Below are 19,317 nucleotides of genomic sequence, written 5' to 3' on the forward strand. Positions count from 1 at the left end.
AGAACCGCCGTGCGCCGAGCCGTCCTCGCCACCACCGGGATCAGCGCCCTGATCGTCACGCTGCTCGCCCTCAAACCCCACCAGCTCCCCGCCCTCGCCGGAGTCGCCCCCCATTCCCCCACGGCTCCCCCGTCCCGGCATGCACCCACAGGCACCTCGGCGGGTGCATCCACCGGGACGGGCACGTTCACCGGGGACCCCATCGACACCCAGTACGGAACCGTTCAGGTCGCCGCCACCCTCACCAAGGGAAAGATCACCTCGGTCAAGGTGCTCCAGGCCCCGGACCAGAACGGCCGCGACCAGCAGATCGCCGCCTACGCCTTGCCTCGCCTCACCCAGGAGGCGATCGGCACGCAGAGCGCGCACATCGACGCCGTCTCCGGGGCCAGCTACACCAGCCAGGGCTACATCCAGTCCCTGCAGAGCGCCCTGGACCAGGCCCATGCCTGACACGGCACACGGACTGCGCCACGTCGAACACGTCATGGGCACCGTCTTCTCCTTCGACATCCGCGACAGGCCCACCCCCGCGATCCGCATCGCCCTCGCCGAGGCTGTGAGGCGACTGCACGAGGTCGATGCCGTGTTCTCCACCTACCGGCCCGACAGCCACATCAGCCGCCTCGACCGCCGTGAGGTCCGCCTGGACGACTGCCCTCCTGAAGTCCACGAAGTACTGTCCCTCTGCACACAGGCCGCCCACGACAGCGATGGCTGGTTCAGCCTCGTCCCGTCCGGTGTCCTCGACCCCTCGGGCCTCGTCAAGGGCTGGGCCGCCGAAGCCGCATCCCAACTGCTCTACGAAGCCGGCGCACACCACACCTGCGTCAACGGCGGAGGCGACCTCCAACTCCGCGGCCAGGCAGCCCCCGGCACCCCGTGGCGCATCGGCGTCACCCACCCGCTGCGGCCCGGCGAACTGGCCGCCGTCATCACCGCCGGCCACGACCTGGCTATTGCCACTTCGGGCACCGCCGAACGCGGCGTCCACATCCTCGACCCGCACGGCGGCACACCCGCCACCGCCTTCGCCTCCCTCACCGTCATCGGGCCCCGGCTGACCATGACCGACGCCTACGCCACCGCGGCGTTCGCCAGAGGCGAGAGCGCACGGGACTGGCTGGAAACTCTGGACGGCTACGAGGCGCTCGCCGTGCTGCCCGACGGCCACGCGTGGCAGACATCAGGATTCAGCCGCTATGGATCATGAGGCAGGACACGGACTCGTGCCCGCGCGCAGTGAGCAGCCGCCTCCCCATCATGGCCACAGCTTGGCCACCGAAGCCGCCGCCCGAGCCCAACCCATCTCCTGACCCGTTGGAGACCAAGCTCAAAGGACTACGCCCCCGCGCCACTGGAAGGTGGTCACTTGCCCTTGGGCTCCCTGTCCCGGCCCCGGGGCGCGACGATGTCGAGGACGGCCATCATGCCCATGTCCTCATGGTTGAGGATGTGGCAGTGCAGAACGGTCTTGCCGGTGAAGTCGGTGTAGTGGATGCGGATGACCGCCTTGCCGAGCGCCGGCACGTTGATGGTGTCATACCAGCCGTGCAAAGGATCCTGGGGCTTTCCGTTGATACTCATCAACTGGAAGTCGTTGGTGTGGATGTGGAAGGAGTGGTCTTCCTCGGATTCGTTGCGGATGGTCCACTCCTCGACGGTGCCGAGGGTGGAGGTGAAGTCGATCCGGTGCGGGTCGTACATCCGGCCGTTGATGTAGAACTTCGTGCCCGGCCCGTTCTCCGTGTAGACCACGGTCTTGCGGCCCGCGATCTTCGCGTCGGTCAGGTCCTCGTGCGGCGCGAAGTCGGTCGGAAGGGCGGCTCGGCTCATGGGCGTGCCGCTGCTGACGACGGTGGCGAGGTCGGCTCGGGGGAAGCTGTTCCCGGCTGAGCCGGTGTAGTAGGGGAGGGTCTCCAGCCGCGTGGTGCCGGGCGGGCCGCCCTGGACGAGGACGTCGAAGCGCGCACCGGCCGCGATGATCAGGTTGTCCTGGTCGTATGCCTTGCGGACGGGGATGCCGTCCTGGGCGATCACGCGGAAGCGGGTGCCCGGGAGGTGGAGCTTGTAGTAGATGTTGGCTCCGATGTTGGCGAGCCGCCAGAGCTGGGTCTCTCCCGGCCGGATGTCGATCACCGGGTTCTGCTGTCCGTTGACGGTGCGGTTGCTGGGCGCCCCGATGTGCAGGGGGTGGGTCTTGATCGAATCGCCCTCGACCTGGTCGTCCTTGAGCGCGATCGTGTGCTCGGTGATCCCCCGCAGCGCCGGGGGCAGGTACTGCCGCAGGCCTTCCACGATGATGATGCCCGACTCGCCGCCGGCGACCTGTGGTGCGGACATCATGTCCGCGTGCGAGTGGTACCAGTACGTGCCGGTCGGGTGGTTGAACGGCAGCCGGTAGGAGTAGTGGTACGAGTGGTTGTACTTGATCGCGATGAAGATGTCGTCGGACGGGGCGCGTGGCGAGACGTGGAGACCGTGCGTGTGCAGGTTGGTGTCCTCGTCGATGCGATTGATCATGGTCAGGTCCATACGGTCGCCGGGCTTCACCCGCAGGGTGGGCGGCATGTACGCGCCGTTGTAGGTGGTGGCGTACAACTGGCGGTCACCGACCTGCACCTTGCGGCGCTCCACCACGATGGCGGCCTTGAGGAGCCCGTTACGGCTGACCAGTTCCGGCGGGTCCTGCAGCCGCGGGCCGGGCGCGGTGCCGTGACCGTCCTTTGGCGCAGGCTGGCGTGTGGCGTGGGTGTCCGCAGTCGGTGCGTGGCCCCCGCAGCCGGCCAACCAGGCCGTGGACAGGACCAGGCCGGCGACGATCCAGGCCAGCGGGGAACGGGTGCTCAACCGGGTCACAGCTCTCCCCAGGGAACCATGCGGCCGGGCGAGGGACACCCGGGTGCCGAAGTCACGACGGACCGGTCACGGCCCGTCGGCCGGGAGCGTAGGCAAGCGGCCGTCCGACGTTCGGCACGCCACGCGTGACGGGCGGCGGACATCCACTCGGACGGCAGTACCCCTCCAACCGTATGGGCGCACTGGTTCGTGCACGGGCGATTGGCGTCACCCGCGTGCTCCCCGGTTCGGCGGCCCTCCACTGCGACCACGCCGCGGCAAACAACCGCCCTCTCGTCCACGGCACATCGCGGGCCCGAGGGGGCAGGGGCCGGGTGCTTCAGTGGTTGCCTGCATCCGTCAGGTCGTCGCCCCAGGGCAACTCCCGGCACCTGCCGACGAGTCGGCGGCCCGCCCCGCGGCCGCGACCCGACCTTCGGGGTCCTGCGCAGTGACGCCGGCCCTGGCACTTGCTTCGCTTGCCGCACACCAACCCATGGTGTTTACAAGGATCGGCATGTAAGACTCCGACGCACAACGGTTCCGCCGAGGGGAGCAGGTCATGAGCGGTCAAGAGCGCACGCTTGGCCGACGGAGATTTCTCGGCTACGTACTCGCGGCCGGCACGCTCACGGTGGCCGCCGAGCTTGGCGAGTCCGTGACGCCGTCGCGGGCCGAGGCGGCTGTTCCGTCACTTCCCGAGCCGTCGGAGGTGTACGACCTCAACGACCTGTTGACCGATGCGGCCCTGCTGACGGCCAACCTGATCAGCATTCAGATCAACGCCGATGGCACTGCGTCCTTCGCGCTGCCACGCGCAGAGGTCGGCCAGGGCATCACCACCTCCAGTGCGATGCTGGTCGCCGAGGAGCTGGACCTTCCCCTGGACAGGGTGCGCATCACTCTCGCCGACGCGCGACCGGAGTTGCTCTTCAACCAGCTCACCGGAGGTTCGAACACCACCATTTCCACGTACACCCCGATCCGGGTCGCGGCTGCGGTCGCCCGCGTCAGGTTGCTGGAAGCCGCGGCCGACGTCCTCGGCGAGGCCGTCTCGAACCTGACCTCGAGCGCCGGAGTCATCACCTCGCGCAGCGGGGCGAGCGTCGGTTACGGCGAACTGGCAGTGAAGGCCGCGAGCAAGACCACGGTGGGGGTCACGGTCACTCTCAAGGACCCGTCGAAGTTCACCGTCATCGGCACTCCTCGGAGCCGGATCGATGCGCGGGACGCGGTCACCGGCCGCAAGCAGTTCGCAATGGACCTGGACATCCCCGGCGCCCTGCCGACCATGATCTGCCGCCCTCCCACCATCAACGGCACGGTCCGCTCTGTGCAGAACCTGGCCACGGTGCAGGCGATGCCGGGCATCACCGACGTAGTGGCCGTCTCCACCGGAGTGGCCGTACGCGGACGCACCTTCGGCCAGTGCATCGACGCAGTGCGAGCCCTCCAGGTCTCCTGGGGACCGGGCACCGAGGACAGCGCGTCCGACGCCACCGTCCTCCAGGACTTGCGAGAGGCCGAACTCCCACTCGTCGTACCCCCGTTGCCGCTGCTGACCAAGGCCGTCGACAAGCGATTCACCTTCCACTTCGCCAGCAACAGCGCGTTGGAACCCAACGGTGCGGTGGCTGACGTCCGAGGCGACAGCGCGGAGATCTGGGCGGCACTCAAATCACCCGTCGTCGCCCAGGAGCAGATCGCTGCCCAGCTCGGGCTGCCCGTCGCCGCCGTCACGGTGCACGTCGTGCAGGGCGGTGGTTCTTTCGGCCGCAAGCTGTTCTTCGACGCGGCTCTCGAGGCCGCCGAGGTCTCCAAGGCGATGGGCAAACCGGTCAAGCTGATGTGGCACCGCACGGACGACTTCCGGCAAGGGCGTACCCATCCGATGGCCACCTCCCGGGTCCGGGCCACCTACAGCCTCGGCCAGGTCCTGAGCTTCGAGCAGCGGCACACCTCGGTCGCCACCGACTTCAGTCACGGACTTGGCGAGATCATCACCGCCCTGGCGGCCAAACTGCCCGTCGGCGACCTCGGCTTCTCCGAGACGATCTTCACGTTGACGCAGCAGACGCCGTACCAGTTCGGGGTCACCACGCAGTTGCTCAATGAGGTGGACAAAGGCTTCAACACCGGCAGCATGCGGAACATCTACTCGCCCAACGTCCGGTGCGCGCAGGAACTGATCGTGGATCAGCTCGCGAAGGGCATGGGCAAGGACCCGTACCACTTCCGTCGCGACTTCCTCAAGGACGCCCGCGCTCGGGCCGTGCTGGACAAAGTCGCGGCCGTCGGATCGTGGGGGCGGTCCATGCCGGCGGGTACCGCTCAGGGCATCGCTGTCCATCCGGAGTATCACGGCTTCGTCGCCGTCCTCGCCGAGATCGACTGTCGCCCGCAGACCACCGGCCGGCAGATACCCGACGCGTACACCGGCCCTCGCGTCACCAAAGTCGTATGCGCCGTGGAGGTTGGGCTGGCCGTCAACCCCCGTGGCCTGGAAGCCCAGATGATGGGCGGCATCATGGACGGCATCGCCATCACGCTCAGCTCCGGCCTGCACCTGCAGAACGGTCATTTCCTCGAAGGCAGCTGGGACAACTACTTCTACACCCGGCAGTGGAACACTCCACCGGAGTTGCAAATCACCGTCATGCCGCCAACCACGGGGAAGCCCGGCGGCGCGGGAGAACTGGCCGTGGCCGGCACGATGGCCGCGGTCGCCTGCGCCTACGGACGGGCCACCGGCACTCTGCCGACCACGTTCCCCATCAACCACGACGGCCCGCTCGGCTTCGATCCGCTGCCCACCGTACCGCCCGTCCCCGCCTCCCCCACCGACGGCCTGAGCCGCGCCTACTAGGAGAACCCGTGCCCCGACACACCTTCATCCTCAACGGCCGGCCGGTCACGGCCGACGTCGAGGACGACGTACGACTGCTGTGGGTGCTGCGCGACGTCCTCGGCGTCACCGGTCCCAAATACGGCTGCGGGCTGGGCGTCTGCCAGGCATGCACCAGCCACATCAACGGCAGGGCGTTCAATCCCTGCAGCGTCCCGATCGGCGACCTCGCGCCCACCGACGAGATCACCACCATCGAAGGCCTGCCCGCGACCGTCGGCAAGGACCTGCACCCCATGCAGGAGGCGTGGCTGGAGTACGACGTCGCTCAGTGCGGTTACTGCCAGCCGGGGCAGATCATGGCCGCCGTCGCCAAAGTGCGGCAGGCCAGGGCAGCCGGCCACGAGATCGGAGACGCGGACTTCGACGAGATCCGCAACATTTGCCGCTGCGGCACGTACCACCGCATCCGCGAGGCGATAACAGCAGCCGCGAAGAATTTCTGACTCCCGGCGCCACGCCATGAGATCACGGAGACAAGTCCGACTCGCTACAGTGCGGATCGGACAGACAGCGGGATGCCGCCATGGGGCTACGTGCCGTCAGTCTCCGCCCGGGCAACTGCGGAACGCGAACCACATGTGGATACTCCCACGCGATCACGGCGTCGATCACTCCGTCCACCAGCGACGTCTGCCGTACCGCCCAGGCGAGCGCCTCCTTCGAGGAGGGTGAACCGTCGACACCGACGACGATCCGCGGCCTGTTGTCCTGCCGCGTGTTCACCATGCCTCCTGTCGGCGACGCCCCCATCGGCGCGCCCGCGCGACCGTGGGTGGCATGGGGTCTAATCGCTGCTCTTCCCGTCGGTGTGCGGTACGACGACGACCGGTGATCGCGCGTGGTGGAGCACGCCCTGGCTGACCGAGCCCATCAGCATGCCGGTGAAACCGCCGAGTCCTCGCGTGCCGACGACCAGTCCCCTGCAGTGGGCCGAGGCGTCGGTGAGTGCCTGGACGGGGTGACCGCGTACGACCTCCTGGCGGAGGTGCACGTCCGGATGGCCGGCTGCGGGGTCTGTCACCGCTTGGGCCAGTGCCTGCCGTGCCTCTTCCTCCGCCGCGGCCCTGTTCAGGCTGCCGAGCAGCGCGGGGTGCCAGGCGTATACGGCGTGCAGGCCCACACCGTGCAGGGATGCCTCGTCGAAGGCGAAGTCCACGGCTGCCGCCGAATGGGCGCTGCCGTCCACACCGACGACCCAATGCGTCTGCGCCTGCCCCGTGGCTTCCGATTCCGGTACCACCGCCACGGGACACCGGGCCTGGGCGACCACCGGAAGCGTGACCGACGCAGAGTGGAAAAGATCCTGAGCGGTGGCCGGATGCCGGGAGCCGAGCACCACCAGGGCGGCGTCCTGGGCCTGCTCGCGCAGGACCCAGACGGGATCGCCTTCGGCAAGCAGTGCGGAGACCTTCACGTCCGGCTGCCGGGACTCGGCGAACGCGACGGCCTCGGCCAGCAACTGCTCCCCCGCCGTGTGCAGGGCCTCGTTCCACTGCTCCCAGGAAGGCAGGACCTCGTCCGTCCGATATCCGCCCGTGGGAACACCCTGGGCGTGCAGCAGGAGCAGGGGAAGCCGTCGCCGCGCGGCCTCGTCGACCGCCCAGGTGAGCGCGGACCGGCGCGCCGGTTCCGGGGCGACACCGACCACGATGGGCCGGTGACCTGGTGAACCCGTCATCATTACCTCCACGGTGCAGTGGTTCCCATGGGACCATCGCCGCATCACCTCGGCCACGGGACCGGCCTTCGCACGCCGTGTTCGGGACGGCTGGGTCCCGAAGCGGCCGCCTGATCCAATGGACCACGCCGCGACGGCGGTCGGACGGGAGTCCGCCCACAATTCCATCGGTTGCGCGGGTTCTCCGGCCGACTCCCCCACCACCGTGCCCGTTGGCATCGGCCACTCCGGCCGTGTCGTCCCGCCGTGTCTCGGTCACGGCCCGACCGATGCCGGCGTCGTCACGGCTGTCCCGGCGCCGGAACCGGGACGACGGCCACCGGGCGGTGGGCACCGTGCAGCAAGGCGCGTGTGACGGGACCCAGCCGCATGCGGGGCCCGCCTGCACGGCGGTGCGCGGCCACAACAACCATGTCCGCGGTGGAAGCGGCCGGCTTCGCCCGAGCCTCTCAGCTGGGATTTTCACTGCACGCGCCAGTCCTCCTGTCGTCGGGGGCTGCGGGCCGCAAACGGTCAGCCAGATCCTGCGGCCGCCCAAGGGGACGCTGGGTGAGCTGCTACAGGCCGGGAAATCGCGATCGCGCCATCCGACCTGAGAGCGGCCTGTCGACGAACCCTCGGCCGACAGGACCGCGACCGCCGCCGGTGACATCCTCGACGGTAGGAGGTGCAGAGCCGTGAGCGAGAACCCCACCCCCTCCCACCGACCTGCCGGCGCGCCCAAACCTCAGCCGGGCGACGTGGCTCGTCGTGTGACGCAACGTTGCGCGATGCTCGGAATCAGCCGTGAGGAGGTGGCGCGTCGGGCAGGCATGTCTCCCCATTATCTGGAACTTCTACAAGAAGCCAGCAGCGATTTCGACCCTGCCGGCCTCCTGCGGATTGCCGCCGCCTTGCGCACCACGCCCGACGAACTACTCGAGGGAACCGCTGCTGAGCCTCCAGGGCAGGGCTCCGCCGCACGCCATCCGGTTCTTCAAAAACTTGGCCCCGAGGAGTGCCGGGATCGGCTCGGCACGCACGGAGTCGGCCGCGTCGCGATGGCCACTTCGGAGGGGCCAGTGGTCCTACCAGTCAATTACACCGTGCTTGCCGGCACCATCGTCTACCGCACGGATCCCGACGCGGTGACGGCTGCTGCGCCGGGAACCGAGGTCGCCTTCGAGGTCGATCACGTCGACGAGGCCATGAGCTCGGGATGGAGCATCCTGACCGTCGGCAGGGTCGAGCACGTCGACGATCCTGGCGTCATACGTCAGCTGTCCGAGCAGGTGGCGACGGGCCCATGGGCCGGCGGGAAACGTGACCTGTGGGTCCGCATCAATCCCACGCAGGTGACTGGGCGAGTGATTCGGACCTCCTGACGGGCTCGACGCGTCGACGCGAGCAATCAGCCCGCCACCGGCGTTCGGCAAGAATGAGCCGTAGCCTCATCGATCCCCTTGCGCAGCGGATGACGTTTCTGACGAGCCAGGGTGCAAGATCGCAGACTTGGCCGGGACATCGGTGGCCGGCTCCCCCGGGAGCCCTGCATTCCACCGCCGACAGGTCCGCGCTCGGTCGCCTGGATCAGCTCCTTGATCCGCTGCGCGGGCCCGGGCATCCGGGCGTGGCGAAGAACCGCTGCTGAATCTCCTGCGGCGCATCTCGGCGCGCAGGACGCGGTCGGCCGTGCCGTCGGCCCGGACGAGCGGCCACAGCGGGGCGCTCGTGGAGTCGAGGTCGCCGCGCAGATCGGCGCTGCGCGTTCTTCGGGCTCGGTCAGGACCTGGAAGAGCCGAATCAAGCCGGGGCTGCCGGCTTGTCGGTGCCCGGACCTAGTATGCGGAGCATGACGCGGTATGTTGACGAGGATCTGCACGGTGTGGAGTTCCGCGAGTGCGATCTGACCGGGGCACGCCTGATCGGCGTCGTCATGCAGGATGCCGTGATCGACGGGCTCATCACCAACCTCGTGGTGAACGGGGTCGAGGTCACCGAGTACGTCGAGGCAGAGCTCGACCGGCGTCATCCGGTGCGGGTGCTGATCCGCTCCGAGGACCCTGCCGATCTGCGCGAGGCATCGCGTCAGCTCCATGCCGACTGGGCCGCCACGATCGAGCGAATCCGCCGTACGCCCGGCATCGAGCGCCGCAGCGTGAACGACGAGTGGTCGGCGGTGCAGACGATGCGCCACCTGGTCTTCGTCCACGACTCGTGGTTCCGCCGCTGCTGCCTGGGCTCGACGGAGCTGTTCACGCCGATGGGCATCGGGACGACCGTCGAGCCCTACCGTGCAGCGCACGGGCTTGACCTCACGCTCGATCCCACCCTCGACGAGATCGTGAGCGTGCGTGACGCACAGGCCGCCGAGCTCGAGGCCTGGCTCGACGAGGTCACCGCTGAGCAGCTCGCAGCGCGAGCGCCGGTGCCCGACGACGATGTCTGGCCGCCGTACGCCCGGGGCCGCTCGGTGCGGCAGTGCCTCGGCACGGTGCTCAACGAGACCTTCGAGCACCACGGCTTCTGCGTCCGCGACCTCGACCTGATCGAGGCACAGGACGCCGAGTAGGTCCGGCTACGGACTCAGCATCCTGCGGATGCGGGCATCGCTGACCGTCCGCGCGGCGCTGAGGGCTGTCCCGTAAGTGATCTTGCCCTGCGATGATCTTGACTGTGTCAGGTGTGATCACGGCATCAGAGTCGTCCTGGACAGCCCCGTTTGCCGGGCCCAGGCCCACGCGCCTTCAGCAAGTTGGTGACACATCTGCGTCGTGAGGGTGCCGACGCCCCGGCCCAGGGGCGGCCGTGGAAGCTGTCGCTGGAGGATCGGGTGCTGCTGGTCGCCGCGTGCTGGCGGACGAATTCGACGATGCGGCGACTGGCCCCGCTGTTCGGGGTGTCGAAGTCGGCTGCGGACCGAGTGATCGACGACATCGCCGCTGCCCGGCAATCGCAACGATTGCCGGGCCGGGCCTGGGCGGAGTCCGACGCCAAAGCCGCTGTCGGCAGCACGATGACCATCGCCGATGGCGGCACCCAGGAACCGGGCTTGTGATGCCGCACCGCCGCCGCAAGGGAGAGGAACTCTCCGACTGGAAATGCGACCACAACAAGTCCCACCAGCAGGTCCGCGCCCGAGTCGAGCATGCCTTCGCGTGTATGAAGACCTGGAAGATCCTGCGCGACTGCCGCCTGAGAGGCGAGGGCGTGCACCACGCAATGCACGGTGTCGCCCGCCTGCGCAGCCTCGCACTCACGGGATGACCCCGCCGCATGCGGGATCTGAGAGGTCCACCGGAAACGGTTCCCCGCCTACCAGTCGCGGTGGAGACTCAGTCGAGGCAGAACTCGTTGCCCTCAAGGTCCTGCATCACAATGCAGGACTCGTTCTCGCCGTCGGCACGCATCGTTCGCACATGTACCGCGCCGAGCGCGACCAGTCGTGCGCACTCGGCCTCAAGAGTGGCAAGGCGCTCCTCACCCACGAGCCCGATACCGGCCCGCACGTCGAGATGCAGCCGATTCTTGACGACCTTGCCTTCGGGAACTCGCTGGAAGAGCAGGCGTGGACCCACACCCGAGGGATCAGTGCACGCGAAGTAGATCACCTGCTCCTCGGGCGGCAGCGAGCGGTGGTACTCCTCCCACGTGGCGAAGCCCTCCGGGACCGTCGGTACGACGTACCCCAGCACCTCACACCAGAAAGCGGCGAGGCGCGCAGGTTCCGCGCAGTCGAAGGTCACTTGGAACTGCTTGATCGTTGACATCGGTGCACCGTACCAAGGGCGCCTCGCCGCCCCTTCCCCAGGTAGATCCCCGCGCCGTCGGGATGTCGAGTCAACCCCGCCGAAACCTGGTCTGGACCGGACACAAGGTGATCAAATCGAATAAGCCACGAGAACGACGCAACCCTGGCGCGTAGCTGCGTGCCGAAGATCAGTTACGGCACAGCCCTTAGGCGGATTTGTGCAGCGTCAATCCTCTGGCTTTTGCCATGGCCACCGCCCGGTGATCTCGAGCTCGAGAGAAAAGCTGAGAAAGGTGCGGATGCCCACGATCACGGCCAGCACTCCGACGCTTGCGTACGTCGGTGCGACGGCGACTGTACGGATGATATCGCCGGCTACGAGGAACTCCAGCCCCAGCAGGATCGACCGACCGACGCGACGGCGATAGCCGCGGTACACACCCGCCTGTCGGCGACTGAGTCGGATAGCCGCGAGAACGGTCGCCAAGAGCGTTCCCACGGCTATGATGGCTACGCCCGCGGCGTCAACGGTTCGACCGACGAGCTCCACGATTGGATGGAACTCCACAGTATCCCCTCTCGCGCCGACCGGAATTCGCTCGTTTGTGGTCCGCAACCTCTGTTGCTGCCGACACTTCGTTCCGAGCACCGGTTACCGACGAGCTGGAGTTATTATCGGACGGACGCGATCCCTGTTTCCCGGCTGCGAACTCCTCAGTGCATTCCATCGAGTACTTCGTCAGTCGACAACAACGCATGGGCAAAGAAGCGATAGTTGATGATCGCTGCCTGATAGCCGTCGCCCCAGACCGGGTGTCGGGGTCCAGCTGTTGCATCCCTGACCACGGCGACCTCAAATCCCTCTTCGATGAGGTGGCGCAGGTGGGACTCAACGCACATGTTCGCCAGCATCCCGCCGAGAATGATTTTTTGCATTCCCCGTTTGCGCAGTTGCAGTACCAGGTCGTTGGTTTCCGGCCCGAATACCTTGTGCGGGCTGGCGACCACCGTTCTGCCGTCTTCGATATAGGGCTTGAAGCGGTCCAGCCAGTCTGCCCCAGAGTTTCGGAACCCAGTGAGATCGAGCTGTCCCGTCCGTGCGAACGTGTGGGTCTCGAGCTCGCTTGTCTCGAGCGGCCCGTTCATTCGCCATCCGTTGTCTGTCGGGTAGAAGTAATGGGGCGAGATGAAGACCTCATATCCGCCCGCCTTCGCCGCCTCGAAGATTCTCTCCATATTCTCGACGGTCCCATTCTCTGTGACGCTCGCTCCCACCACGTCCCAGTTCGCTCCGCCCTCGCTCAGCACGTCATTCTGTGGGTCAATGAACACAACCGCCGTGTCGGTCTTCTTGATTTCCACCTGGCGCTCCTCACGCGATAACGCACCGCTGGTGTGACCAATATTCGGTACAGCGGATGTCCTTCCGGAGGACATTCCGGTCGGTGACGCGAGGTCTCTTCCTGAGCCGGTGCGGCAGATTGTTTTGACCCCAAGCGACAGCACTCGAGTGCCGCGCTCACCTTCGGTATGTGTGCCCTGAGGAGGCGCTGTCTCGATCATTCCCCCCGCCCACTTTGCCCCATCGCGGGTCGTTCTGCATCGCTGAATTGCTGCACCTCGGTCGTCGTCCCTGCCATCCCCGAGGTGGGAACGGCCTGCGGGTGCCAGGTCTTGCCGCGGTCCCAGGAGACCTGGACCTGGCAGTCCAGGTGCTTGGCGGTCGCGGCGGTGCCTGCGCCTTGGATCGCGAAGGGTACGGAGACGGTGCGGCCCGCCCTGGCGGTGCTGTGGGAAGCCAGTGCCGGTGAGAAGCGGATCACTGACAGGGGCAGCGTCGCCGGCGTGGCGCCGGCTGCACGCGCCGAGCGGAAGGTCCACACGGCGGTGATCCGCGTGGAGACCGCGGACACCGCTCGGCGAGGGCCCTTCGGCCGTTCCAGGGGAGAGCTGATAGGTCGGGGCAACGGGCGGTCTCGCCGGATCGCGTGACGTCGCGAGCAATCGGCATCCGATAACCGGGCGGGGCCCACGTCCGTCCATGCCGTCCGGCGATGCCTGCAACGTGCTCCCGGCAGGCTGTTGTCAGCTGCTACCTGGAGCGTGCGGAGGTGGGCGGGTCCGCTCGTACGACCTGCGCGGCAGGGGCGTGGTGCGGGCGCAGACCCAGCACCAGGCCGAGGATCAGCACGGTGATACCCAGCCATACCGACGGGCTGGGCGTGCCGCTGCCCGAGATGCTGCCGACGGCCGCCGCGGCGAGCGGCGCGATGCCGGTCAGCAGTCCGGCCCGCCCGGATCCGACGGCGCGGACCGTCGAGTACCACAGGACGAAGGCGACCGCCGTCACCATCAACGCCAGATAGCCGATGGCGGCCCACTCGGTTCCGGTCAACTCCCTTACCGCCGACGGACCTTCGGAGGTCGCGGCGAGAACGGCCAGTAGCGCAGCGGCCATCCACATCGCGTGCACGGACACCCCCCACGGGGAGTGCCGCCGCAGGACCGGTACCGCGAGAAGGGTGAAGGCGGCCTCGCAGGCCAGGGCCAGCGCCGCCCACGCCACCCCGACGGCGTCGGAGCGACCCGTTCCCTCCACCAGTACCGCTCCCGTCACGACCACCGGGGCCGCCAACAACAGCTGCCGGCTGGGCCTGCGCCGTTCCAGCGCCGGGCCCACCACCGCGAGGACCACCGGTACGCATGCGACCGCGACGGCAACCACCGCGGGCTCGGCATGGCCGACGCCCCGGACCACGGCCACGTTGAACAGCAGCAGACCGGTGACGGCGATCCCGGCGAGCCACAGCCACTCCCGTCCTCGCGGCCACACCAGCCGTTTACCGGCCCGCCGGGCGACGACCAGCAGGATCACCGTGGCGATCGCGTAGCGAACCGCCTGCGGGGTGAACAGCGGGGCGTCCACGAGGGTGTGCGAAACGGTAACGCTGCTCCCGACCAGCGCCATCCCGAGCATGCCGGGCACGAGCTGGGCGAGGGGAGCGGAAGGTGTGTGCATACCGCTCACGCTGCCCGCACAATGGACTCATGGACAGGTCCACAAAGGCGTCGGTGGAGGGGTCCAAACAGACGGAGGACCCAGCGGACGAGGGGCCGGACCGCGGTCCTTCACCGGGCTCGGACTTCCTGCAACTGGAGATCGGCCAGGTACCCGCAGGCGGGCGCACCGCCTGGCTCACGGACCAACTGCGGTCCGCCATCACCGACGGCCGGCTGTACGTCGGAGCGAGGCTGCCCGCCAGCCGGGTCCTGGCGGAGGAACTGCACGTCACCAGGGGCGTGGTCACCGAGGCCTACCGGCGGCTCGCCGAGTCGGGACAGATCGCCGGTCGCGGCCGACTCGGGACGGTCGTCGTGGCGGCTCCCGCGGCTCCGCCCGGACGCGCAGAAGACATGCCGGGGACCGGACCCGGATCCGGGGCCGCGATCTTCGACCCGGGCGACCGAGATGGCGTCGTCGACGTGCTGCGGGCCATGCCCTGCCGGATCGACCTGTCACCGGGTGTCCCCGACCTCGCCGCCTTCCCGCGCGCCGGGTGGCTGCGTGCCGAGCGTGCCGTCCTCGCGGAGGCCGCCCCGGGCGACTTCGGCTACGGCGACCCCAGGGGCGCGCCCGCCCTGCGCCGGGCGGTCGTGGGCTGGCTGGCGCGGAACCGTGGCATCCGCGCCGACCCCGACGAGGTCGTGGTGGTCGCGGGTGTGGCACAGGCTCTGAGCCTGCTCGCGCGGCTTCTGCTGGCGGACGGCGTCCGGCGTATCGCCGTCGAGGACCCCGGATCCCTCGGGGCGCGCCAGCAGTTGGAGTACGCAGGCCACCAGGTCGTGCCCATCCGTGTGGACGCCGGTGGCCTCGACGTCGGTGCGCTGCGTGCCAGTGGCGCCCGGGCGGTGCTGCTCACCCCGGCCCACCAGTTCCCGACCGGTGTCGTCCTCGACGGGGAACGCCGGCGAGAGCTGCTGGGCTGGGCCGCCGAGGGCGGGGTGGTGATCGAGGACGACTACGACGCCGAGCACCGCTACGACCGGCCGCCGGTACCGGCGCTGCGCTCGTTGATGCCCGAGGGGGTCTGCTACGCGGGCAGCGTCTCCAAACTGCTCGCGCCCGCACTCCGCATCGGATGGCTCCTCGTACCGCCGGACCGACTGGACGCCGTCGTGACGGCCAAACGGTATGCCGACCTGGGCAACGGCGTCCTCACTCAGCTGGTCCTCGCCCGGCTGATGGACTCCGGCGAGCTGGAACGGCATCTGCGCCATGTCCGAAGGCGCCATCGCCGACGCCGGGACGTGATGCTGAAGGCCATCGAGGAGCACCTCCCCGGTGCCCACGTGCACGGGACAGCCGCCGGCCTGCATCTCATGGTCACCTTCGGCGACCCGTCCGGCGGCGCCCGTGAACCCGGGCTGTGCGACGGTGCCCTCGCCGCGGCCGCCCTCGACCGGGGTGTGAAGGTACATCCGCTCTCCTGGCACCGCATCGGCCCCGGTCCGCCCGGCCTGGTACTCGGCTACGCGGCGGGCCCCGCTCACGACATCGAGCAGGGCATCGCCACCATCGGTGCCGCCCTGCGCGGGCTTCTTCCCTGACGCCTGGGCAACTCCCGATACGCGGCCGGCGCATTGGCCCCGACCTGATGGCTCGTCGGGCAGGCTGTGACGGGCGCTTGCTGGTCAGGTGGCCTGTCCGTGCCTTGGGTGGATGCCTTGCCTCCGATCTGGGATGAGATCCCTTGCGAGAGACCGGTTCCGCCTTGTTCCGGTGCTGCCGGCGGAGACCCACGGACCATATGCCAGGCCTACCGAGACCCCACGCCGGGTGCGTCGGTGTAGCAGTGCCCCCCTTCCGGGGAGGCGTTCACGCGCGTACCCATGTCCGGCTCGCGGCCTGTGCGACTTCGAGTTGGTCCGTCGGGAACGCCTCCGCGATCAGGACGTAACGTCGACGACATCTCGTGAACCAGGAACCTCTTCGACCGCAGATTGATCGAGCGATAAGGTCATACGTATGCCATCCGAGTCGCAGCCCTCAAACCGTCTGTTCCCGCCACGCCTGCCCGCCGGCCGCTTGGGTGTCGCAGTCGTTGCCGAGCTCGTCGACCTCATCGTGACGGGCCAGTTGAAGGAGGGCGCGTTGCTGCCCCCGGAGGGTCCGCTGAGCGAACACTTCGGCGTGAGTCGCACGGTGCTGCGTGAATCGGTCAAGCGGCTCGAGGAGAAGGGCCTGGTGATCGTTTCACAGGGTCGTGGCACCCAGGTGCGGGCGCCGGGGTACTGGAACATGCTCGATCCGGTGGTGCTGTCCGCGTTGATCGACAACGACGCGACGCTCGGTGTCCTCGACGAGCTGACGATCGTGCGGGCGAGCCTCGAGTCGGCGATGGCGGGCGCGGTTGCCGCTTCTCGCAGCGCAGATGGGTTGAGGAGGCTGGAGAACGCGTTGACCACGATGCGTGAAAGCGAATCCGAGACGGACTCCTTCCGGCAGGCGGATGTGGTGTTCCACTACGCGCTCATGGAGATCTCCGGCAACCGGCTGGCGGAGAACATCGCCAAGCATCTGTACAAGCGAGCCGTGGAGTCCAGCCGCTACCAGGGCATCAACCCCCCTGACGCGGTCGAGCTGACGCTGCAGGAACACGCGGCGATCTTGGATGCCATCTCCAGGAAGGACGTCGCCGCGGCCCAGAAGGCGATGCACGATCACATCCACGTCTCGTGGGAGCGCCGCCGGCTGCCCGACCACGCGCCGAAGGCGCGCGGCCGGGCGCTCGATCAGGACAGCGAGTAGACGTCGGCGGCGTTGGCGCCGAACACCCGCGCGCGTTCCGAGGCGGAAAGTCCCTCCAGCAGCGTCTCCAGAGCGGACTTCCAGGGCGCCGCTCCGCCGCCGAGTTCGGCCAGCGGCCAGTCGGAGCCGTAGAGCAGACGGTCGGCGCCGAAGTATCCCAGAGCGATCATCACCGGTGCGGCGAGATCGTCCGCGCGCCATGATCCGGGGGCGAGGCCCGACGTGAGTCCCGAGACCTTCGCGACGACGTTCGGCTGCCGCGCGAACTCCCGCAGCCGCGCCGCCCACATGCTTCTGTCCTGCCCGGGCCCGGGCGGACCGCCCAGGTGATCGAGCACGAAGCGGAGGCCGCTGTGGCGCGCGGCCAGACGGGTCGCCTGCGGGAGCTGCCACTCACGCACGACGAGGTCGAAGCAGAGGCCCTCCCGCTCGAGGACGGCGAGGCCCGCACCGATATCCTCGCGCGTCATCCACTCCGGGTCCGGGTCGATGTGGACCAGATGCCGCACTCCGACCACGGGGACAGCGGCGTTCTCGCGGATCCGGTCGAGCTGAGGTCCGACCTCCGCCGCGAGGTCGACCCACGCGACGAGGCCGGCGACGGCCGACGAGTCCAGCCCGGCCAGCCGGATGCTCTCGTCGAGGCTGTTGCTCGACTGCACCACCACGGCACGGTCGAGACCGGTCGAGTCCAGCATCCCGCTCAGATCGGGGGCGCCGAAGTCGCGGGCGATCGGCGCCATGGTCTCCGGGTCGATCCAGTCCTGCGGGTCCACGGCCCGGTTCCACAGGTGCACATGGGCGTCAATGCCCGCGCTCATGCGAGGTGCCACACTTCCTCGACGGGCTGCCACAGCGCCCCGGGATCACGCTCCTCCGCGATCCTCACCTGGCACGGGTCGGTGTGCGTCCACCATTCCTGCGAATCCGGGTCGCCGGCGATCCGCCGCATGTCCGCCTCGTGGTCGTCGCCGACGTACTCGTAGTAGGCGAACAGGATGTCCCCGAAGATGAAGATGCTGTAGTTGCGCACGTTGCATTCGGTGAGCTTGCGCTCGACGCTCGGCCAGACGGCACGGTGCAGCGCCAGGTACTCCTCGCGCTTGTCGGGCAGCACACCCACGACGAAGGCCCTGCGCTCGGGTCGACGGGTCATCGGGTTCGGTCTCCGCGGTGCGTCGGGTCGTCGATCACGTCGGGTTCGGCCACCAGCCGCAGGGCGGCGCGTTCGGGCCGGATGTGCGGGCCGGTCGCCGCGGGCAGCGGCGGAGCGGCGTCGGCCGGTGACATCCGGGACTCGTCGACGACGATCCCGATGCCCGGGCGATCGCCCAGGACGATGCCTCCGTCGCCGAACTGCTGGTCCACGTCGAGACCGACGGGGAAGTGAAGGTCCTGGACTTCGAAGGTCAGCAGGTTCGGTACGGCGGCGGCGGCGTGCGCCACCGGGTTCGCGTTGTACGCGACGGGACTCACCGGCAGGTCGTGGGCGTGCGCGAGCGTCGCGACGCGGAGGAAGTGGGTGATCCCCCACACGTTGCCGACCTGCACGATGTCCACCGCGTTGGCGTCGAGCAGAGGGCGGTACTGCTCCAGCCCGGTCAGGTTCTCGCCGCTGGCGATCGCCGCGCGTACCTTCCCGCGCAGCGAGGCCATGCCGGCCGCGTCCCATCGGCGCAGCGGTTCCTCCACCCAGGTGAGGTCCATGCGCTCTTCGATGGCCGCGACGTACCGGGCCGCCTGGGCGTGGTTCCACGACTCGTTGGCGTCGAACATGAGCGCCGGCCGGCGGGAGTTGCGGCTGAGGACGTCGCGCATGATCTCCAGCCGGGGCAGGTCGCGGTCGAGGTCGCGGCCGCCCTTGAGCTTGCCGGCCTTGAACCCGCGGTCCGCGAACCGGCCGTAGAGGACCACGAGTTCCTCGTCGGTCAGGCCGTACTCGAGACCGGACGCATAGCCGGGGACGAAGCGCTCGCGGGCGCCGAGGGTCCGCCAGAGCGGCTCGTCGGCGGCCTTGGCCTTGATGTCCCAGAGGGCCATGTCGACGGCGCCGATGGTGCCGAAGGTGGATCCCGAGTGACCGGCCTTGAACACCCAGTCGAGCATGCGGTCGTAGAGCGCCGTGACCGAGCGCGGGTCGTCGCCCTCGATCGCGGGGAAGACGCGGGCGATGTCGGCGTGGGCCCCGAGGCCCACTCCCTCGATTCCGCTGTCGGTCTCGATGATGAGGACGGGGACCGGCGTGGCGTGGCCGGGCTGGACACCGTTGACGTCCCCGGTGATTCTGCCCCAGTCGTGAACGGTGCTCAGACTGCGGTAACCGGTGATCTTCATCGGCGGTGGTTCTCCTTGCA

At 68.6% G+C, this 19,317-nt stretch carries 20 protein-coding genes and 1 pseudogene; 9 read left to right on the plus strand and 12 right to left on the minus strand.

Translation table 11 applies throughout. The features are described 5' to 3' along the window. Positions 1 to 9: 9 nt before the first annotated feature. The gene (locus tag ACFYXS_RS37670; protein WP_389256298.1) at positions 10 to 453 is read left to right on the plus strand and encodes an FMN-binding protein; all 444 of its coding nucleotides are present in this window, start codon (positions 10 to 12) and stop codon (positions 451 to 453) included. Then, positions 446 to 1,213, plus strand: coding sequence for an FAD:protein FMN transferase (locus tag ACFYXS_RS37675; RefSeq protein ID WP_389256299.1), 768 nt, complete (start codon positions 446 to 448; stop codon positions 1,211 to 1,213). Before ACFYXS_RS37670 ends, ACFYXS_RS37675 begins: the two co-directional genes overlap by 8 nt. A gap of 155 nt (positions 1,214 to 1,368) precedes the next feature. Here the strand turns inward: ACFYXS_RS37675 and ACFYXS_RS37680 are convergent, their stop codons facing one another. After that, positions 1,369 to 2,859, minus strand: coding sequence for a multicopper oxidase family protein (locus tag ACFYXS_RS37680; RefSeq protein WP_389256300.1), 1,491 nt, complete (start codon positions 2,857 to 2,859; stop codon positions 1,369 to 1,371). Positions 2,860 to 3,400: 541 nt separating this feature from the next. Here ACFYXS_RS37680 and ACFYXS_RS37685 point away from each other — a divergent pair. Together ACFYXS_RS37685 and ACFYXS_RS37690 are read left to right on the plus strand one after the other, a co-directional pair. Beyond that, positions 3,401 to 5,704 carry a molybdopterin cofactor-binding domain-containing protein gene (locus ACFYXS_RS37685; RefSeq protein WP_389256301.1) on the plus strand — a complete coding sequence of 768 codons (2,304 nt, stop codon included), beginning with the start codon at positions 3,401 to 3,403 and terminating at the stop codon, positions 5,702 to 5,704. Between the two features lie 8 nt (positions 5,705 to 5,712). Further along, complete coding sequence (locus ACFYXS_RS37690; RefSeq protein ID WP_389256302.1) at positions 5,713 to 6,189, plus strand: (2Fe-2S)-binding protein; 477 nt, start codon at positions 5,713 to 5,715, stop codon at positions 6,187 to 6,189. Between the two features lie 22 nt (positions 6,190 to 6,211). Here the strand turns inward: ACFYXS_RS37690 and ACFYXS_RS37695 are convergent, their stop codons facing one another. The 3 genes from ACFYXS_RS37695 to ACFYXS_RS37705 all read right to left on the minus strand — a co-directional run bounded on the left by ACFYXS_RS37695 (position 6,212) and on the right by ACFYXS_RS37705 (position 7,837). Then, complete coding sequence (locus tag ACFYXS_RS37695; protein WP_389256303.1) at positions 6,212 to 6,496, minus strand: universal stress protein; 285 nt, start codon at positions 6,494 to 6,496, stop codon at positions 6,212 to 6,214. 34 nt (positions 6,497 to 6,530) lie between these two features. Next, complete coding sequence (locus tag ACFYXS_RS37700; protein ID WP_389256304.1) at positions 6,531 to 7,424, minus strand: universal stress protein; 894 nt, start codon at positions 7,422 to 7,424, stop codon at positions 6,531 to 6,533. A gap of 281 nt (positions 7,425 to 7,705) precedes the next feature. Then, a complete protein-coding gene (locus ACFYXS_RS37705) occupies positions 7,706 to 7,837 on the minus strand; it encodes a universal stress protein (protein WP_389256305.1) in 132 nt (43 codons plus the stop codon). A 264-nt stretch (positions 7,838 to 8,101) separates the two neighbouring features. Here ACFYXS_RS37705 and ACFYXS_RS37710 point away from each other — a divergent pair, with 264 nt between their 5' ends. The 3 genes and pseudogenes from ACFYXS_RS37710 (at position 8,102) to ACFYXS_RS37720 (ending at position 10,670) form a co-directional block, all read left to right on the plus strand. Continuing rightward, positions 8,102 to 8,788 carry a helix-turn-helix domain-containing protein gene (locus ACFYXS_RS37710; protein ID WP_389256306.1) on the plus strand — a complete coding sequence of 229 codons (687 nt, stop codon included), beginning with the start codon at positions 8,102 to 8,104 and terminating at the stop codon, positions 8,786 to 8,788. Positions 8,789 to 9,255: 467 nt separating this feature from the next. Beyond that, positions 9,256 to 9,975 carry a DinB family protein gene (locus ACFYXS_RS37715; RefSeq protein ID WP_389256307.1) on the plus strand — a complete coding sequence of 240 codons (720 nt, stop codon included), beginning with the start codon at positions 9,256 to 9,258 and terminating at the stop codon, positions 9,973 to 9,975. A gap of 104 nt (positions 9,976 to 10,079) precedes the next feature. Further along, positions 10,080 to 10,670 (plus strand): annotated as a pseudogene (locus ACFYXS_RS37720) (transposase family protein). Positions 10,671 to 10,738: 68 nt separating this feature from the next. On the opposite strand, the gene ACFYXS_RS37725 reads toward ACFYXS_RS37720, so the two are convergent. From ACFYXS_RS37725 to ACFYXS_RS37745, 5 genes are all read right to left on the minus strand, one after another. Beyond that, a complete protein-coding gene (locus tag ACFYXS_RS37725) occupies positions 10,739 to 11,173 on the minus strand; it encodes a VOC family protein (protein WP_389256308.1) in 435 nt (144 codons plus the stop codon). A gap of 207 nt (positions 11,174 to 11,380) precedes the next feature. After that, positions 11,381 to 11,704, minus strand: a complete 324-nt coding sequence (locus ACFYXS_RS37730) for a DUF1622 domain-containing protein (RefSeq protein ID WP_389256309.1) — start codon at positions 11,702 to 11,704, stop codon at positions 11,381 to 11,383. Positions 11,705 to 11,868: 164 nt separating this feature from the next. Next, entirely contained in the window at positions 11,869 to 12,516 is a 648-nt protein-coding gene (locus ACFYXS_RS37735; RefSeq protein WP_389256310.1) for a cysteine hydrolase, read from the minus strand. 197 nt (positions 12,517 to 12,713) lie between these two features. Next, positions 12,714 to 13,067 (minus strand): hypothetical protein, encoded by a 354-nt coding sequence (locus tag ACFYXS_RS37740; protein ID WP_389256311.1) that lies wholly within the window; start codon positions 13,065 to 13,067, stop codon positions 12,714 to 12,716. Positions 13,068 to 13,246: 179 nt separating this feature from the next. Next, positions 13,247 to 14,173, minus strand: a complete 927-nt coding sequence (locus ACFYXS_RS37745) for a DMT family transporter (RefSeq protein ID WP_389256312.1) — start codon at positions 14,171 to 14,173, stop codon at positions 13,247 to 13,249. A gap of 29 nt (positions 14,174 to 14,202) precedes the next feature. Here ACFYXS_RS37745 and ACFYXS_RS37750 point away from each other — a divergent pair, with 29 nt between their 5' ends. Further along, on the plus strand, positions 14,203 to 15,762 hold the full coding sequence (locus ACFYXS_RS37750) for a PLP-dependent aminotransferase family protein (RefSeq protein WP_389256313.1): 1,560 nt from the start codon (positions 14,203 to 14,205) through the stop codon (positions 15,760 to 15,762). 418 nt (positions 15,763 to 16,180) lie between these two features. Further along, positions 16,181 to 16,963: a FadR/GntR family transcriptional regulator gene (locus ACFYXS_RS37755; RefSeq protein WP_389256314.1), complete on the plus strand. Its 783-nt coding sequence runs from the start codon at positions 16,181 to 16,183 to the stop codon at positions 16,961 to 16,963. Here ACFYXS_RS37755 and ACFYXS_RS37760 read toward each other — a convergent pair. Genes ACFYXS_RS37760 through ACFYXS_RS37770 form a run of 3 tightly spaced genes read right to left on the minus strand, consistent with a single transcriptional unit; the run spans position 16,948 to position 19,297 of the window. After that, a complete protein-coding gene (locus tag ACFYXS_RS37760) occupies positions 16,948 to 17,784 on the minus strand; it encodes an amidohydrolase family protein (RefSeq protein WP_389256315.1) in 837 nt (278 codons plus the stop codon). The genes ACFYXS_RS37755 and ACFYXS_RS37760 overlap by 16 nt on opposite strands. Beyond that, the gene (locus ACFYXS_RS37765) at positions 17,781 to 18,119 is read right to left on the minus strand and encodes an L-rhamnose mutarotase (protein WP_389256316.1); all 339 of its coding nucleotides are present in this window, start codon (positions 18,117 to 18,119) and stop codon (positions 17,781 to 17,783) included. Before ACFYXS_RS37765 ends, ACFYXS_RS37760 begins: the two co-directional genes overlap by 4 nt. Next, positions 18,116 to 19,297 (minus strand): mandelate racemase/muconate lactonizing enzyme family protein, encoded by a 1,182-nt coding sequence (locus ACFYXS_RS37770; RefSeq protein ID WP_389256317.1) that lies wholly within the window; start codon positions 19,295 to 19,297, stop codon positions 18,116 to 18,118. Before ACFYXS_RS37770 ends, ACFYXS_RS37765 begins: the two co-directional genes overlap by 4 nt. Between the last annotated feature and the right edge of the window lie 20 nt (positions 19,298 to 19,317).

Source organism: Streptomyces sp. NPDC002574, from assembly GCF_042889545.1.
Classification (GTDB): Bacteria; Actinomycetota; Actinomycetes; order Streptomycetales; family Streptomycetaceae; genus Actinacidiphila.

Coding starts and splice junctions, on each gene's coding strand:
- ACFYXS_RS37745 (WP_389256312.1), bottom strand. CDS start 14,173: ATGCACACACCTTCCGCTCCCCTCGCCCAGCTCGTGCCCGGCATGCTC.
- ACFYXS_RS37705 (WP_389256305.1), bottom strand. CDS start 7,837: ATGGTTGTTGTGGCCGCGCACCGCCGTGCAGGCGGGCCCCGCATGCGG.
- ACFYXS_RS37700 (WP_389256304.1), bottom strand. CDS start 7,424: ATGACGGGTTCACCAGGTCACCGGCCCATCGTGGTCGGTGTCGCCCCG.
- ACFYXS_RS37750 (WP_389256313.1), top strand. CDS start 14,203: ATGGACAGGTCCACAAAGGCGTCGGTGGAGGGGTCCAAACAGACGGAG.
- ACFYXS_RS37675 (WP_389256299.1), top strand. CDS start 446: ATGCCTGACACGGCACACGGACTGCGCCACGTCGAACACGTCATGGGC.
- ACFYXS_RS37755 (WP_389256314.1), top strand. CDS start 16,181: ATGCCATCCGAGTCGCAGCCCTCAAACCGTCTGTTCCCGCCACGCCTG.
- ACFYXS_RS37695 (WP_389256303.1), bottom strand. CDS start 6,496: ATGGGGGCGTCGCCGACAGGAGGCATGGTGAACACGCGGCAGGACAAC.
- ACFYXS_RS37715 (WP_389256307.1), top strand. CDS start 9,256: ATGACGCGGTATGTTGACGAGGATCTGCACGGTGTGGAGTTCCGCGAG.
- ACFYXS_RS37725 (WP_389256308.1), bottom strand. CDS start 11,173: ATGTCAACGATCAAGCAGTTCCAAGTGACCTTCGACTGCGCGGAACCT.
- ACFYXS_RS37685 (WP_389256301.1), top strand. CDS start 3,401: ATGAGCGGTCAAGAGCGCACGCTTGGCCGACGGAGATTTCTCGGCTAC.
- ACFYXS_RS37765 (WP_389256316.1), bottom strand. CDS start 18,119: ATGACCCGTCGACCCGAGCGCAGGGCCTTCGTCGTGGGTGTGCTGCCC.
- ACFYXS_RS37770 (WP_389256317.1), bottom strand. CDS start 19,297: ATGAAGATCACCGGTTACCGCAGTCTGAGCACCGTTCACGACTGGGGC.
- ACFYXS_RS37760 (WP_389256315.1), bottom strand. CDS start 17,784: ATGAGCGCGGGCATTGACGCCCATGTGCACCTGTGGAACCGGGCCGTG.